Genomic DNA, 16,826 nt, shown 5'->3' with positions numbered 1-16,826 from the left:
CAACACCCCTTGCCGAGCAATAAGCTCACGGGAAGTCACTAAGGAACAGACTGCTAATCTGTATCATAGGAATTTCACCTCTGCCGGGTACTCCGCCAGCTCCGTAGAGAAGTATCATTATCCTTCTGACTGTCATCGCCGTAACAGGGGCAACCTGTTACCTATACCGGGAGTTCTCGCTGTTCTGCAATGCAGAAGTCACGGCGTACCCGATAAGGTGGCTAAAATCATCAGAATTAAAGTCTTAGTGAATGGTTTATTCAGTTGTCAAAATACAAGTGAAAGGGCTGACCTTTTCGTGGCTCGGAATTAACCCCTTCACTTGTTTGAAATGGGAGAGCGTTTTTGGGGGGTGTTTTTTCAAAATTTCTTGAAAATTTTTTTGCTAACAAAAAAAGCCACCTACTTTCCTCTTAATTGAGGTCAATAGACGGCGGGTAGAAATATTCATAATTTTGGTGTATAATAGGAAATTAAGAGAAAGACAAATTTGAATTTGACGGAGAGATAGTATGGCTATTATTAAAAACGAAATACCGATTTTGGAGTTTGATACAGAGCAGACAGCAGTTCTTAATCCCACTCATGAAAATCTTGGTTTGAACTTACCCAAGAAATGTGTGTTCGCATTTCTTGGTGCTTACATAGATGAATATGCCAGTAAAAGTGATACCAAACAGGTATCCACTTTTGAGAGTGCAACGAAGCATTATCCCATTTACATCACCAAATACAAGGGTGAGGACATTGTGCTTTGTCAAGCACCCGTTGGTGCGGCAGCAGCCACACAGATACTTGATTGGCTGATTGGTTATGGTGTAAGAGAGGTAATCTCGGCAGGTAGTTGCGGTGCTCTGGAAAAGTTCCCCGAAAGTACATTCCTCGTACCAAACAAGGCTCTGCGTGATGAGGGAACATCTTATCACTATGCGCCCCCTTCTCGATTTGTGGAAATCAGCGAGAAGGCAAGAAAAGCAATTGAAGAAACCATTCTTGAGCATAGTATGAAATATCAGGAGGTTATAACCTGGTCAACGGATGGATTTTTCCGTGAAACCAAAGAAAAGGTGGCTTATCGCAAAAGTGAAGGCTGTGCAGTTGTAGAAATGGAATGTTCTGCTCTGGCGGCCTGTGCTGATTTCAGAGGGGCAACCTGGGGTATGATACTTTATACCGCAGACAGTCTTGCAGATGTTGACAAATACGACGAAAGAAACTGGGGCGGTAATGCATACGAATATGCACTTACGCTCTGCCTTGATGCGGTTATCAAATTATAAGAACAGTTAGAATCAATCTTTTTTTGTGATATAATTTTATTGAGGTGAATGAAATGAGGACTGAAAAAGAAATATACGATTTAGTTTTGAATTTTGCTTTTCAAGATGAGAGAATTAGAATTGTAACTCTTGAGGGGTCTCGCACTAATGTTAATATACCAAAAGACAATCTTCAAGATTATGATATTACTTTTTTTGTTATAGATATGGGAGAATTTTTGAAAAGCGATGACTGGCTTAGTGTTTTTGGTAACAGAATTATGATGCAAAAACCTGAAGATATGGAATTATTTCCTCCAGAAGAAAAAGGATTTTCTTATATAATGCTTTTTGATGATGGTGTAAAGATTGATTTAACTTTGTTACCTGTTTCAATGCTTGAGGAGTATCTTACTCGCGATAAACTTGTAAAAATCATGTTAGATAAAGATAATATGATTAAAACAGAAATAGTTCCCACAGATGAAGATTATTACATTAAGTGTCCAACAGAAAGAAAGTTTGATGACTGTTGTAACGAATTTTGGAATGTTGCAACATATGTATCCAAGGGCTTACTTCGTGGTGAAATACTATTTGCAATAGACCATATGAATGAAGTATTACGTCATGAGCTTCTTAGGATGATTAGTTGGTATGTCGGTACTGAAAAAGGATTTAATTTCAGTTTGGGTAAAAACTATAAATTTTTAGATAAGCATATTTCAAAAGAATTGTGGGATAACTTACTAAATACATATTCAATGAGTTCGTATGAAGAAATGTGGAAATCGTTTGATTTGTGTCTATGTTTGTTCAAAAAAATATCTAAAAAAGTGGCAGATTCACTTGGTTATAATTATCCTGATTATGATGAAAACGTTACAAAATATTTGGAAACACAAAAGAGAATTTCAAATAAATATCTTTATGGTAATAGGTATTGACAAATTCCAATTTGTCTAACTTACTCTAAATTAGCAAAGACCGCTTACAAAAGTGTAGGCGGTCTTTATTCGTGTTCAGATATATTTGATTTTGAACTTTCTTTTCTTGGCTGAAAGCACCTTGCAAAGAATATCATCTGCTGCGTCCGTGTATCTGCCTTGTGCTATCAGGCTGTTCTTCAAACGGATAAGTGATTGCAGCACTTCGCTGTATTCGTCCTTGGAAAGGTATAAATGATATTTTTGTTCTTTCAAAACAACCACCTCCTGTTACCGCAATTATATAATAAGAAATGGCATAGAAGTAGTGTGCGATTGTCGCTTGACCACCCCTAAATGAACGAATTAACAGGGTAACGAACGCCTTATTCATTAGCAGGAATTTTGCTCGAATTTTTCTGCCATTAGCAGAGAGGGCATTTTCATTAGCAAAATAGCGAAAATCCTGCTAATTTTTATTAGCAAGTCGTTCACCTGAAAGGCGGACGACATTCGTCCTAATTTCCATTAGCTGACGGAGATTTTGCTAATGAAAATCTGTGAATTTTACGATTTTTCACTTTTTCCGTAAAAATGAAAAAACGCCGGAAACCCTTGATTTTACTGGGTTTTCCGGCGGAGTTTTTGGCGTTCCCGAGGTGATTCGAACACCCGACCTACCGCTTAGGAGGCGGTCGCTCTATCCAGCTGAGCTACGGAAACATCTTTAAAATCTATTCAATTTTAGTCTTAAACTTACTCAATGTCAATCGCCTTTGCCCGAAAGGCGGTCGTTATAACATATTCTTAGGAGGCGGACGCTTTATCCTGCTGAGCTACGGGCGCATATGTTTTTCGGACTGAATCGGCAAACAAAGGAGAAAGAACCGTACACTGCCAAAAATCCATTTTAGCACAAGGCTCTTTTTGGAAAACCAAAATACAATGCATCTATTCTATACCGCGGCACTACATTTGTCAATGTGAAAATGCCGCGGTATAGAATTGCTTTTTCAGCTGCGGCTGTTTTGCATGATTTTTAAAGTATCAGCAAGCACGGTAAGCGCAGGCGCGTCCGGCTGCGTTTTGATGCCGATATAGGGCCGGCTGCCGGTTCCAAACACAATTTGGCCTTTGCGTGCAGTTCCCATTTTGGAAATCATCTGGATGTCAAGCGTATTGGTATATAGCAGCAGCATCCGTTCCTGCTGTTTGATTTCATAGATGCCGAGTGCCATCGCCGTGTTCCGCAAAAGTGCGATGTCGATGAGACCCTGCACCGCTTCAGGCGGCTCGCCAAAGCGATCGATGAGCTCATCCATGACATCTTCTGCATCATCTGTATTTCGGATATCGGCGATACGGCGGTAAACTTCCAGCCGGTGCGTCAGAGAAGGAATATACTGCTCCGGAATGTGCGCTTCAATGCGCAGGTCAATCAGGCATTCTGCATCGGCGGGCGCAGTGGGTTCGCCTTTTTCGCGGCTGATGGCTTCATCGAGCAGCTTGAGATACATATCATATCCGACGGATTCCATTTGCCCGTGCTGTTCTCCGCCGAGGATATTCCCGGCGCCGCGAATTTCCAAATCGCGCATTGCAATTTTAAAACCGGAGCCGAATTCTGTGAATTCGCGGATTGCGGAAAGGCGTTTCTGTGCGATTTCACTTAAAACTTTATCCGGGGTAAAGGTGAAGTAAGCATAGGCTCTTCGGGAGGACCGGCCGACCCGGCCGCGAAGCTGATGAAGCTGAGAAAGACCCATTCGATCCGCGTTGTCGATGATCAGCGTGTTGACATTCGGAACATCGACGCCGGTCTCGATGATCGTGGTGCAGACCAAAATGTCCAATTCCTGTTCAATTAGTTTTTTCCAAATTTCGGAGAGCTCGCCTTCGCCCATTCTGCCGTGTGCAATACCGATTCGTGCTTCCGGAATACGGGACTGGATCCGGGCAGCGGTTCGTTCCAGGGAACCAATATCATTGTGCAGATAGTACACCTGGCCGCCGCGGCGCAACTCCCGACGAATGGCGTCTGTCAAAATCCCAATGTCGTATTCGAGAACATAGCTCTGTACCGGATGCCGATCATGCGGGGCCTCCTCAATAACGGACATGTCCCGGATTCCGGAAAGCGCCATGCTGAGGGTTCGCGGAATTGGGGTAGCGGAAAGCGTCAGAACGTCGACGTTCTTGCAGATGGTTTTGAGATGCTCTTTTTGTGCAACGCCAAAACGCTGCTCTTCGTCAATAATGACAAGGCCGAGATCGCGGAACTGAACGTCCTTGGAAACCAGACGGTGAGTTCCAATCACCATGTCAATTTCTCCGCGGGCAAGCTTATGCAGAATCTCGGTTTGCTGTTTTGGTGTGCGGAAACGAGAGAGCAGCTCAACCTTCACAGGAAAGCCCTCCATACGCCCCAGGACGGTTTGATAGTGCTGCCAGGCAAGAATGGTTGTCGGCACCAAAAGCGCACATTGCTTGCTGTCTGTAATGCATTTAAACGCTGCCCGCAATGCTACCTCGGTTTTGCCAAAGCCCACGTCCCCGCAAAGCAGGCGATCCATCGGAACACTGCGTTCCATATCCGATTTGATTTCGTCGATGCAGCGCAGCTGATCTTCGGTTTCCTCATATTCAAAGTGCGCCTCAAAATCATGCTGCCACTCCGTATCTGCAGAAAAGGCGTGGCCGGAAGTCTGCATCCGTGCAGCGTAGAGTGCAATCAGATCTTTGGCCATATCCTGCACCGCTTTTCGAACACGGCTTTTGGCTTTTTGCCATTCTGTTCCGCCGAGCCGATGGAGCTTTACGGCAGAATCTTCCCGCGGCCCAATATATTTGGAGACCAAATCCAGCTGCGTGACCGGAACATAGAGCGTATCGGCCTTAGCATACCGGATTTTAATATAGTCTTTTGTAATGCCTTGCATGTCAATTTTCCGGATCCCGTCAAAGATTCCGATTCCGTGCGAAGCGTGAACGACGTAGTCGCCCGGCGTAAGTTCTGCAAGGCTGTAAATCTCTTTGCTGTTTTTGTTGCGGCGCCGCCGATGTGCCTTTGGAATGGAAAGTTGTCCATGTGTAATCATTCCAAATCCGGCGCTGGGATATTCCAGCCCGGCAGAGAGCGTTCCGGTCGTTACGACAACGCTTCCCGGTCGAATCGACTTGGGATCCGCAACAAATTCTGCGTCGATGCCCTCTTTTTGTAAGTCGAGCGCCGTGGTTCGTGCAGAGCGCTCGTTTCCGGCCAATACGGCGCATGCCCATCGATTATAGAGCATGGCGCGCAGGTCTTCTGTAAGCAGCCCGATGCTTCCGCCCCAGGCAGAGAGCTGCCGGACGGACAGGTGAATGGCGGTTCGCAAAGGCGCGTCATAATTGCCGTGTGCAAACGAATCGAGATAAATCGCACCATATGCGGCGAAACGGTCCGCAGCATATGCCGCGTCCTGGGCAAAGGAATCGAGGCCGCGGCAAAGAATGCCTTCCGCCAGAAGATCCCGAAGATCTTCTCCCCATTGCCAGGTGGTCGTGCGGATGCGCTCTTTGACATTCATGGGATCGGAAACAAACAAAAGAAATTGTCCGTCGCAATAGTCAAAGAGAGTGGCAGGCTGTGGATAGAGGAACGAAATGAATTTATCAGCGTTGCTTAAATGAACGCCGGCTTCCAAGGATTCTGCCTCCTGCAGAAGAATGGCCTTTGCCGCCGGCGCTGTTTTGCCGCGCAGCCCGGAAGCGTGTTCCCGGATCTGTTTGGCCAGCAGCGTTGGATTCGCAACCGGTGTTTCTACAGCGGGGGTTATGGTGATAGAGTCTGTCTGATCGGTACGGCGCTGGCTTTCCGGATCGAAGTAGGTGATGGTATCGATTTCGTCTCCCCAAAACTCAATCCGCACCGGAGCGGTGCTGTTCGGCGGGAAGAAATCAAAAATACCGCCGCGCTGCGCAAACTGTCCGGGGCCTTCGACCTGCTCGGCGCGCTCATACCCGCAGGAGAGCAGCAGTGCGGTGAGCGCTTCCGGAGAAATCTCCTGGGCTGTGGAGAGAGAGACGGTTCGTTTTCGCAGGATCGTCTCCGGCATGGTATATTGCAGGGCTGCGTCGATGCAGGCGATTACGCAGTCGCAATCTCCGGAAAGCAGTCCGGAAAGAACATGCAGACGGCTGTGCTCATATTCATGGGAGGTGGCAGCAGTATCCCGGAAGGTAAAATCCCGCGTGGGGTACAGAAGCGGATGCATCCCCATGGATTCCAAATCCCGCTGAAGGCGCTGTGCTTCCGCTTCATCGGACGCAACAACAAAAGCCCTGCGCCGCGAAAGGGCGCAGAGCGAATAAATGACATTTGCTTTGTGAATGCCGGACAATCCGGTTACGACAGCGGGAAGCGCACGGGTATCGACCGCTGTTTTTAGCTGCCGAAATTCCGGAAGCCCGGAAATTGCAGAGGTTAAGAATTCCACGAGCTTCTCCTAATTTTTATGCGTTAAATTGATTCATTGCCTGGTCAATTTTGCCGTCGACGATCAGGGCACAGGCTTTTGCCGCATGATCCGCTGCTTCTCTAAGAGAGGCGGCCTCTTTGTCCGTAAAACGGGACATCACCCAATCGGCAAGATCCCAATCCGGCGAAGGTTTTGCACCGACGCCGACTTTAATCCGCGGGAACGTGTCTTTTCCGGAGAGATAAAGGATGTTTTTCATTCCGTTATGCCCGCCGTCACTGCCCATTCTTCGAATCCGAAGTTTGCCGGGCGGCAGGGAAATATCATCGAAAACAATTAAAACCCGTTCAGGCGGCAGCTTATAGAATGCCATGGCCTCTCGTACCGATTGGCCGCTCAGATTCATAAAGGTCGAGGGCTTTAACAGCAGGACCTTTTTCTCGGAAAGCATGCCTTCGCCGCAAAGTCCTTTGAATTTAATTCGATTCATTTTGACCCCCATGCTTTCTGCAAGGGTATCAAGAACGAGAAAACCCGCATTGTGGCGGGTTCCCTCATATTGTTTGCCTGGATTCCCGAGCCCCACGATCAAAAATTCGACAGGGCCGGGAGCAGGTTTTGAAAACAGATGACTCAACATGCGTGCAAACCTCAGATGCGTTATCAATCAGTATAGCAAAGTGTCTGTGCAAAAAATGGAGAATTTGCTGGAGAACATTAGACAAACATGGGGGAAACAGGCTTGTCCTCATAAATCCGTTCAATGGCCTCGGCAAAGAGCGGCGCAGTGGGAAGGATTGTAAAGTTCGGCAGCATTTTTTCTTCCGGCATCGGGATGGTGTCAAGGAGAACGAGCTCATCGATGGGACTGTTCTTAATGCGTTCTACTGCCGGGCCGGAAAGAACCGCATGGGTCGCGCAGGCCATGATTTCAGCGGCGCCGCCTTTTTCCCGAAGCGCAACAGCAGCATTGCACAGCGTACCGGCAGTATCAATCATATCGTCAACCAAGATAATCTTTTTACCGCTGACGTCACCGATAATGTTCATGACTTCAGAGACGTTGGCGCGCTGACGGCGCTTGTCAATAATTGCAAGCGGGCAGCCCAGACGCGCGGTAAAATTCCGTGCTCTTGTGACGGACCCAAGATCCGGGGAGACGACGACATAATCCTTGATGTTGGCGCCAATCCGTTTTTTCAGATAGGAAATCAGAAGCGGGGAACCAAGCAGATGATCCAGCGGAATGTTGAAAAAGCCCTGAATTTGCGCTGCATGGAGATCCATCGTCAGAACGCGGTCTGCGCCGGCAGCGGTAATCAGATCCGCAACGAGTTTTGCAGAGATCGGATCACGGGCTTTGGCCTTGCGATCCTGACGCGCATAGCCAAAATACGGAATAACGGCGGTGATCCGTGCAGCGGAAGCACGTTTCATCGCGTCGATCATAATCAGCAGTTCCATAATGTTGTTATTGACCGGGCCGCATGTGGACTGGACAATAAAGCACTCCGAACCACGAACGGATTCGAGCAGCGAGATGGAGACTTCACCGTCGCTAAAGGTGGTAACTTCGCTTTTACCCATCGGAAGTCCCAGGCATTCCGAAATTTGCCGTGCAACCTGCGGGCAGGCGTTTGCGGCGAAAATCTTGATGTTTTTTCCGTGAAAATTCATATTCGATTCCCCCTATAATAATTTACCGCCAGGCGAACGCTTGGCGGCAAAATATAGCTATTGTTGGTCGAGCACAGAAACAGAAGAAGATACCATACACCCAGAACATTTTGTAGAATGCATCTTCTTGATAGAAGAAGTGTCTGCACAGACAGAAAAACAGCCTGTGTCCAACATCTGCATGACATATTCAGAAGCGGTATGCTGCAGAACACTTTGTTCGGTTTTTTGCTCCACAGGGTGTCTGTACAAAACAGACGGAATCCATGGAAAAAAATCCGGCATGATAGATCCTCCCGAATAAGCGGTGGTTTTCAGTATTGAGGTGTGTTTATCAAACCGGTTTGAACTTGCCGCTCAAAACCGGAACGAAAAAATTCGAAGCCAGAAAAAGGTTCCTTTGTGCGGACACAAAAGAGACAAGCACTTCGAAAAAATGACCAGTTATAACTTGAAAATATGGGAAAAGGTCAGAAGGACAATACTTATTTATATTATCGCACATAAATATATTTTTTCAAGCGGAAACAGACGATATTTTTTTATAAATTTCACTTTTGTAAAACATGGTTATTTTATTTTAAAATCTCCACAAACATCCAACGATTTGCACAATGAAAAAGGATGGAAATTTCCCGTTATTTTTGCTATAATAAATTGTTCCAATCAGAAGGAAAAAATATGGGGAAAGTAAATTTTTAGGAGGTCAATGCTAATGAGTCACAAGTACGTATACCTTTTTTCAGAAGGTAACGGAAAAATGCGGGAACTGCTGGGCGGCAAGGGCGCGAACCTTGCTGAAATGACCGGACTGGGAATGCCGGTTCCGCAGGGCTTCACCATTTCTACGGAAGCCTGCACGCAGTATTACACGGATGGCCGTCAGATCAATGCGGACATCCAGGCGCAGATTTATGACCATCTGGCAAAGATGGAAGAAATCTGCGGCAAAAAGTTTGGGGATCCGGAAAATCCGCTCCTCGTTTCGGTCCGTTCCGGTGCGCGCGCTTCCATGCCGGGCATGATGGATACGATTTTGAACCTGGGTCTGAACGATACCGTTGTCAAGGGACTGGCGGCGTTCACGAACAATCCGCGCTTTGCCTATGACTCCTATCGCCGGTTTATCCAGATGTTCTCCGATGTCGTTATGGAACAGCCGAAGAGCGAATTCGAAAAAATTATCGATGCCAAAAAAGCAGAAAAGGGCGTTAAGCTCGATACCGAACTGGACGCTGACGATATGATGGATCTGGTCTGCCGCTTTAAAACGCTTTACAAGCAGCAGAAAGGGGAAGATTTCCCAACCGATCCGAAGGTACAGCTGATGGAAGCGGTCAAGGCCGTGTTCCGTTCCTGGGATAACCCGCGTGCAAATGTGTATCGCCGGATGAATGAAATTCCCTACGATTGGGGCACCGCGGTAAACGTACAGTCGATGGTGTTCGGAAACTCCGGCAACACCTCCGGAACCGGCGTTGCCTTTACGCGGAATCCGGCAACCGGCGAAAAGAAACTGTTCGGCGAGTATCTCATCAACGCGCAGGGCGAAGATGTTGTTGCGGGTATCCGTACGCCGCAGCCAATCGCAGACCTGGAAAAGCAGATGCCGGAAGTTTACAAGCAGTTTGCTTCCATTGCAAATACGCTGGAACAGCATTATCAGGATATGCAGGACATGGAGTTCACCATTGAAAATGGCAAACTCTATATGCTTCAGACCAGAAACGGCAAGCGCACCGCTGCTGCTGCTTTGAAAATTGCGGTAGACCTTGTGGATGAGGGCATGATCTCGGAAGAAGAGGCAGTTCTCCGCGTCGATCCGAAACAGCTCGATGCATTGCTGCACCCGCAGTTCGATGCTGCTGCACTCAAAAAAGCACAGGCAATTGGAAAGGGCCTTGCGGCTTCTCCTGGCGCTGCCTGCGGAAAAGTGGTCTTTACGGCTGAAGATGCAAAAGCATGGGCCGCAAACGGAGAAAAGGTTGTCCTGGTGCGTCTGGAAACCTCTCCGGAAGACATCGAAGGCATGGCGGCAGCAGAAGGCATTCTGACCGTACGCGGCGGTATGACTTCGCACGCGGCGGTTGTTGCGCGCGGCATGGGAACCTGCTGTGTTTCCGGATGCGGCGAGATCAATGTCGATTACGATGCAAAACTGTTTACACTGGCCGGACGGACCATTCATGAGGGAGATTACATTTCCATCGATGGTTCGACAGGGAATATTTACGGAGAGGCGATTCCGACGGTGGAAGCTTCCATCTCCGGTGACTTTGAACGCTTCATGAAGTGGGCGGATGATGCCCGCCGTTTGGACGTATACACGAATGCCGATACGCCGCGTGATGCTGCGCAGGCGAAAAAATTCGGCGCAGAGGGAATCGGCCTTTGCCGTACAGAGCACATGTTCTTTGAAGGCGACCGGATTAAGGCTGTGCGTGAAATGATCGTGGCGAAGGATCTTGAGACCCGTAAAAAGGCGCTCGCAAAACTTCTGCCGTATCAGCAGGGAGACTTTGAGGCGCTCTTCCGTGTGATGGAAGAACACCCGGTTGTCATCCGTTTCCTCGATCCTCCGCTGCATGAGTTCCTTCCGACGAAGGAAGAAGATATCAAAGAAATTGCGGGCGAACTCGACATTTCGGTTGCAGAGCTCAAAGAGGTCATCTCCAACCTGCATGAGTTTAACCCGATGCTTGGACATCGCGGATGCCGTCTGGCGGTTTCCTATCCGGAAATTGCGGAAATGCAGACAACTGCGGTGATCACAGCTGCAATCCATGTGATGCAAGAAAAGAATATCCAGATTCGGCCGGAGATCATGATTCCGCTGGTTGGCGAGGTCAAGGAACTGCAGTATGTCAAGAAGATCGTAACCACCACGGCGGACAAATTGATCGCGGATGCCGGTGTGACGATGAAATATGAAGTCGGTACGATGATTGAAATCCCGCGTGCAGCGCTCATGGCGGATGAAGTTGCGAAAGAAGCGGAATTCTTCAGCTTTGGTACCAACGATTTGACGCAGATGACATTCGGCTTCAGCCGTGACGACGCCGGAAAGTTCCTGGATGCATATTACGAGAAGAAGATTTTTGAATCCGATCCGTTTGAGCATTTGGATCAGAAGGGTGTTGGCCGTCTGGTGAAACTGGCTGCAAAGCTTGGCCGCGAGACCCGTCCGGACATCCATCTCGGAATCTGCGGCGAACACGGCGGCGATCCCTCTTCTGTTGAGTTCTGCCACAATGCAGGTCTCGATTATGTTTCCTGCTCGCCGTTCCGTGTGCCGATCGCGCGTTTGGCTGCTGCACAGGCTGCAATTAAAGACTCGCGGAATTAAGCAAAAAAGCCAGTAATATCAAGGGTTTTCGGCATCGAAAACTGATGAAAACACGGCTTCAAAAATCAGGCTTTTTCGCCTGAAATAAGTCCTATAAACGGGTATCTGTTCATTTCTTGATCAGATACCCGTTATCTTTTTTTATTGCACCTCATCGTTCTGATGTGGTGCTTTTTTTATTTACCGGAGGTGTCTATGAAAAAATTTTTTCAACTTTTTTCGATTTACCCGCACATTTTGGCCTTTCTCGCTGGCTACTCTTTGAGGGACAAAAAACCTCGATGCACTTTGACAACTAAATACACATTCATCAGATACGTTCCTGTGCGGGAGCAAGAACTCCAGCCGAATGAAGGTGCGCCAAGACCCTCCTGCCACTCCAGGTTATAACGGGAAGCAAGGTGGCGAGCGTTTCCGAACCATTCTGAAATATCCGACAGCTACGGATATGGCAATGAAACGCTACAGGGCTAATGATACTTCTCTACGGAGCTGGCGGAGAACCCGGCAGGGGTGAGATTCCCATGGACCCGATTCGCTATCGGGCGTCTGATGATTTCCCTATTGTGCATATTCTTTCCGAAGAAAATATATTACGCTGGGCTTTCGCTGCTTTTGGCATAGGCATGAATAAATCAAAATTACTGGAAATCCAACTGGGCATGTTGCATCCAGAAATTTATGTTGAAGGGATTAGTAGCAATATCGACTCTAACACCCTCTCTAAGGAAGCTAAAGAAGCAGATTTAATTGTTTTCACAATCGGAAGTAGCGATCAACAACTTTTATTTAACAGAACATTACACAATGAAAAATGTAATGTTCCGGTTTTGTATGCTTGGTTGGAAGCAGGCGGAAAGTATAGCCACATTCTTGCTGTAGATTATGGGAGACGCGGATGTTACGAATGTCTATTCACTGATAATGAAGGCCAACTCGTGAACAATAGAGCTTTGCTTAACACAAATGATATTCAAGATAATCTCATAATTAGAAATGGGTGCGGTGGCACAAGGGCTTCCTATGGAACAACAGTATTACTTCGCACAACGGCTGCCTTGCTTGATACAATTCATAAAGTGTTAGATGGAAGTATCACTGAAAACACGCTAATGCTGATCGAGATAATAGCTGGCGAAGATTTCTTAAAGAAAAGGCAAGTGGCAATAACGCTTATCATCCTTATGGAATGGTTTCATGTGATTTGCGAGACTATTTTAGAGCGGTCATTGATGATCCTCTGTTTGACAAATCTAACGCAAAAAGTAGCTTGTTAGCTATAGCGCAAGCTCGTGATAGTTCAATCCCAATGTGGAGAAAACTTATTATTGACTGCGCAGATATCTTAAAGAATACTGAAGTTAATGCTCTTGGAAAAGACAGATTTTTAAGATGGAATAATGAAACCACGCAGTATCCGCATAAAAAGAATAGCGAAGATAACTACGAAATTGATCTTATTCCTGGTTCCGCAATAACTGGCTATCACGCAGAACTATTTTCGCTTTGTAAGTATTATGAACTAAAAGGAAAGACTTTTGGTGCTTTAGGTTCAGTAATCTACCAAAGAGCAAAGACTAATATTGAACAACCATATTTTTACTTGGGTAATGAAGATGAACCTGTCGTAAAAGTTATGTATCAAGATGATTGCTGCTTTAGATTTCTGATGGCAGATGGAACAGAAGAATGTAACATCGCGTTTGATGATGTTGAAGCAAGATTATTGGCAATAAATCCATAAGATGAGGGTAGTATGACACAAATAGGTCCATTTTTCTATATTCATGGAAAGCTAATTTATAATGCCTGTCCCCTTGTAGAAGGCCGGGAACAAGTTAGAAAATTGGATAACTCATACGGTCATGATCAGCTATATGACGATCATTTCAAAAGCGGAGAGTACATTTGATTACCCTCGTGGAAGGGTTTTATGGGACGAGGAAAAGAATCACTCAATCATTTACATTGACCCTTGTATACATCGTGACAATGTTCTATCTCAGATTATAGAGGCATTTGATATTGGGAATTATTTAGTAGAATATGATGACCACTACCACTGTAAAAAATGCGTAGGAGATTTATTCAACTGAACAAAAATAACGAACAGAGCTGCAAAAAATGCGGCTCTGTTTTGTTATGTACCCAATATGGTGCGAGGTCGCCAGTATAATATAATCACCAAAATAAATGCCGATTATTTAGGCACAGGAGGATTTATATGAAAACAAAACAAATCATTTCAATTGCATTAATGCTTGCTCTATTGGTGAGTGTAATCACTGGCTGCGGGACAAAAGAAGACCCTTCGACTAGCAACAATGAAGAATCCACTTCTGCTGTTTCTTCCGAAATGAAAGAAAATGAAGAAAGCAAATCAGCTGGTAAACCGTCAACAGAGAAGAAAACACACAGTGAATATTCATGTACTTCTTGTTGCCCCGCTGCGTTCCCGCCACATGACGCAGCCTTGCACAGACCAGCATCAGCGCAGAGTTCCCATCGGGGAACGTTCCCACCACACACGTCCTGCGGCGGATCTCACGGTTCAGCCGTTCGATCACATTGTTGGTGCGGATACGCGTCCAGTGCTCGCTGGGAAAATCACAGTAGGTCAGCGGTTCCTCAATGCCGTCCTCGACCTTCTTGGCAGCCTCCTTCAGCTTCATTGTTTTTAACTTGGCAACGACAGCTCTTGCCTTCTCGCGGGAGGCTTTCTTGCTCTCCTGCGCGTGGATCGCCTTGAGTATTTTCGCTGCAATTTTGACCTTTGATTTTGGCACAACGGAGAAAACATTGCGGTAGAAATGCACGATGCAGCGCTGGTATTTGGCCTCCGGAAACACTTCGCCCACGGCCTCCAGCATCCCCATGCACTTGTCGCCGACGATGAGCTTCACGCCGTCTAGACCCCGCCCGCGCAGCCGCTGCAAGAAGCTGACCCAGCTGGCCTTGTCCTCTTTCATCCCCTCGGGGCAGCGCCCAGAACCTCACGAAACCCGTCCTCATTCACGGCAATTGCCGCCGGAATGGCAGCATTTTCGTATTCTCCGCCCGAGTTGCGGCGCAGGTAGATGCCGTCCACGTAGACATACGCATACCGTCCGCCCTGCAGTGACCGGTTCCGCCAGTCTTCAATGTGGACGTAGGCTTTCTTGTTCAGCTCGCTGACGGTGGCAGGCGAGACCTTACTGCCCCACAGAGCCTCCGTGATGTCCTCCACACGGCGTACGGAAACGCCTGCCGGGTACATCTCGATGAGAGCCTCCTCCACGCTGCTCTCCCGGCGGCGATACCGCTCGATGATGGCCGTCTCGAAGGACACGCCCTTGCGCCGCGGCATATGGAGCGTGACATCGCCAGAGGTCGTGGTGAGGTTCCGGTCATAGTGGCCGCTGCGATAGCCCTGACGAGCCTCGCTGCGCTCGCAGCGGGCCGCCTGCGTCAGAGACTCCGCCTCCTTTTCCAGCAGCTCGTTCAGGGTTTCTTCCGCGCTGCTGCGGACTAATTCTTTGATCTGCCCCTTGATTACTTCCTCATTTAGCTATACAATTTTCTCGGACATCGTTTGCTGTCTCCTTTTGAATGTTTGTGTTGTGACTTCATTCTACCAGAGTCTGCAAACTATGTCTTCTTTTATCCTCTTTTCAATTTGCGCAACTTATCTTACCTTATTCGGTCGGCTTTGGGTGGCTTCACATTTTGAAAAAACGCTTGCGTGCCATTTTGAATTGCAGCAAAAAGAAAAAAGGAACGTGGACACTGCGGATGTCCACGTTCCTTTCGGAGGTTTTCACTTGCCAATCCCAGAAGGATTACAGTCAAAGATTAAAACATATTTTTCCGATTGGAAGACGCTTTTCGGGAAGTCAAATCCCGTACAAAAGCATAGCTGTGTTTTTTATTTTTCCAAATACGGCGTTCAACCACGAAGAATCCGAACGCACTCAAAACAGTTGCGAAAAGAATGAAAACAAAAGCGAGGGGATGGCCCTGTGTGGCGCCGGAAGTGCGCTGCTGCACCAAAGCTTCCTCGCCGATCAAGGCTCTCTGTTCCACAACCGTGGTTGTGCTTTCTTCTTTCGGAAGGGTGACTTCCGGTTGATCATTCGATTTCAAATCCTGCGTATCTGCGTTGGCCACCAAAGCCTGCGTTTCCGGCTCGACCTGATTGTAAGGATCATTGAGCGCCATTGTGGTCAAAAACGCTGCGGCAGAGCCTTCCTTTTCATCGGCTTCGCGCTGAGCGGCTTCTTCCTGAAGGCGTTTTTCTTCTTCTTCCTGCTTCTTCTTTTCTTCTTCCAGACGTTTCTTCTCTTCTTCCTGCTTCTTCTTTTCTTCCTGCGCAGCCTTTTCGGCTTCAGCCTCAGCATCGCTGGAGGAATCGTCATCGTAAGAAGGCTCGTCATAAGAGGGTTCCGGATCCGGATCCGGAGTCGTCGGCGCTGCAATCGAATTGTTAGCCATGGAATTTCCTGCCGAAGAACCGATATCTACCGAATTTCCGTTGCTGTCATAGGCGCTGACTGCTGCACCGGAAGAGCCAAACGAATAGGTCACGCCGTCCACTGTGCGGGTGGTATCCACAACATACTGGCCATCTTCATAATAGAACATGCTGCCGTTAAAGGAAACAAATCCGGTGTCCGGATAGCTCACGCCAGCGACTTTAAACCAGTTGGTCCAGCTTTTGCTATAAACTGAATCATAGCACACGCCGGAATATTCATCCCGCGCGTCAACGGCCATTCCGCTGCCGACATAGACACCGACATGGCCGGGCTGATAAAGTCCGAGACCATGAATCCGGGGCAGGGAACCGATGGATCCGGTCTCCGGAGAGGCAGCCATCATATCTGTCCGGATGCCGCCGACACCGTTATACAGCATAATCAAACCCGAGCAGTCAACTGCTCCGTAAGACATGGCGCCGTAGATATAAGACCAACCTTCATAATAGGCGTTGAGGCAATGCTCAGAAAGCCCAACACCGGTTGCAGTCGCAGCATCGACACCGACACCGCCGGAAAACACCAGCGAAGAGGAGACAATTACTGCTGCAATTAAAATGATGACGATAAATCGTTTGGCATTCTTTTTCAAAACGTAGATCCTCCGTGTTTTTTGGAATGATAAAAGGCCGTGTAAAACTGCC

General features: G+C 47.5%; 10 protein-coding genes, 1 tRNA gene and 1 pseudogene. 5 read left to right on the top strand and 7 right to left on the bottom strand.

The features are described 5' to 3' along the window. Positions 1–512 precede the first annotated feature (512 nt). A complete protein-coding gene (locus IAG03_RS09300) occupies positions 513–1,280 on the top strand; it encodes a nucleoside phosphorylase (protein ID WP_002582179.1) in 768 nt (255 codons plus the stop codon). Positions 1,281–1,333: 53 nt separating this feature from the next. Beyond that, the gene (gene ant(6), locus IAG03_RS09295) at positions 1,334–2,206 is read left to right on the top strand and encodes an aminoglycoside 6-adenylyltransferase (RefSeq protein ID WP_002582178.1); all 873 of its coding nucleotides are present in this window, start codon (positions 1,334–1,336) and stop codon (positions 2,204–2,206) included. A gap of 75 nt (positions 2,207–2,281) precedes the next feature. On the opposite strand, the gene IAG03_RS09290 is transcribed toward ant(6), so the two are convergent. The 5 genes from IAG03_RS09290 to IAG03_RS09270 form a co-directional block, all read right to left on the bottom strand. Continuing rightward, positions 2,282–2,461, bottom strand: coding sequence for a hypothetical protein (locus IAG03_RS09290; protein ID WP_102364675.1), 180 nt, complete (start codon positions 2,459–2,461; stop codon positions 2,282–2,284). 370 nt (positions 2,462–2,831) lie between these two features. Continuing rightward, a tRNA-Arg gene (locus tag IAG03_RS09285) sits at positions 2,832–2,908 on the bottom strand. A 290-nt stretch (positions 2,909–3,198) separates the two neighbouring features. After that, a complete protein-coding gene (mfd, locus tag IAG03_RS09280) occupies positions 3,199–6,663 on the bottom strand; it encodes a transcription-repair coupling factor (protein ID WP_249319841.1) in 3,465 nt (1,154 codons plus the stop codon). A 16-nt stretch (positions 6,664–6,679) separates the two neighbouring features. After that, on the bottom strand, positions 6,680–7,285 hold the full coding sequence (gene pth, locus IAG03_RS09275; protein WP_249319840.1) for an aminoacyl-tRNA hydrolase: 606 nt from the start codon (positions 7,283–7,285) through the stop codon (positions 6,680–6,682). Between the two features lie 77 nt (positions 7,286–7,362). Beyond that, positions 7,363–8,322 (bottom strand): ribose-phosphate diphosphokinase, encoded by a 960-nt coding sequence (locus IAG03_RS09270; protein WP_249319839.1) that lies wholly within the window; start codon positions 8,320–8,322, stop codon positions 7,363–7,365. 715 nt (positions 8,323–9,037) lie between these two features. Between IAG03_RS09270 and ppdK the strand changes: the two genes are divergently transcribed. The 3 genes from ppdK to IAG03_RS09255 all read left to right on the top strand — a co-directional run bounded on the left by ppdK (position 9,038) and on the right by IAG03_RS09255 (position 13,412). After that, positions 9,038–11,668: a pyruvate, phosphate dikinase gene (gene ppdK, locus IAG03_RS09265; RefSeq protein ID WP_249319838.1), complete on the top strand. Its 2,631-nt coding sequence runs from the start codon at positions 9,038–9,040 to the stop codon at positions 11,666–11,668. A 524-nt stretch (positions 11,669–12,192) separates the two neighbouring features. Continuing rightward, on the top strand, positions 12,193–12,945 hold the full coding sequence (locus IAG03_RS09260; protein WP_249319837.1) for a hypothetical protein: 753 nt from the start codon (positions 12,193–12,195) through the stop codon (positions 12,943–12,945). Beyond that, entirely contained in the window at positions 12,939–13,412 is a 474-nt protein-coding gene (locus IAG03_RS09255) for a hypothetical protein (protein ID WP_249319836.1), read from the top strand. Before IAG03_RS09260 ends, IAG03_RS09255 begins: the two co-directional genes overlap by 7 nt. A gap of 571 nt (positions 13,413–13,983) precedes the next feature. Here IAG03_RS09255 and IAG03_RS09250 read toward each other — a convergent pair. Both IAG03_RS09250 and IAG03_RS09245 read right to left on the bottom strand, forming a co-directional pair. Next, positions 13,984–15,200 (bottom strand): annotated as a pseudogene (locus IAG03_RS09250) (IS256 family transposase). 299 nt (positions 15,201–15,499) lie between these two features. Further along, positions 15,500–16,774 (bottom strand): NlpC/P60 family protein, encoded by a 1,275-nt coding sequence (locus IAG03_RS09245; protein ID WP_249319835.1) that lies wholly within the window; start codon positions 16,772–16,774, stop codon positions 15,500–15,502. Positions 16,775–16,826: the final 52 nt, after the last annotated feature.

Source organism: Yeguia hominis (assembly GCF_014384705.1).
Lineage (GTDB): Bacteria > Bacillota > Clostridia > Oscillospirales > Acutalibacteraceae > Yeguia > Yeguia hominis.
This window is presented reverse-complemented; position numbering and strand designations above follow the sequence as displayed.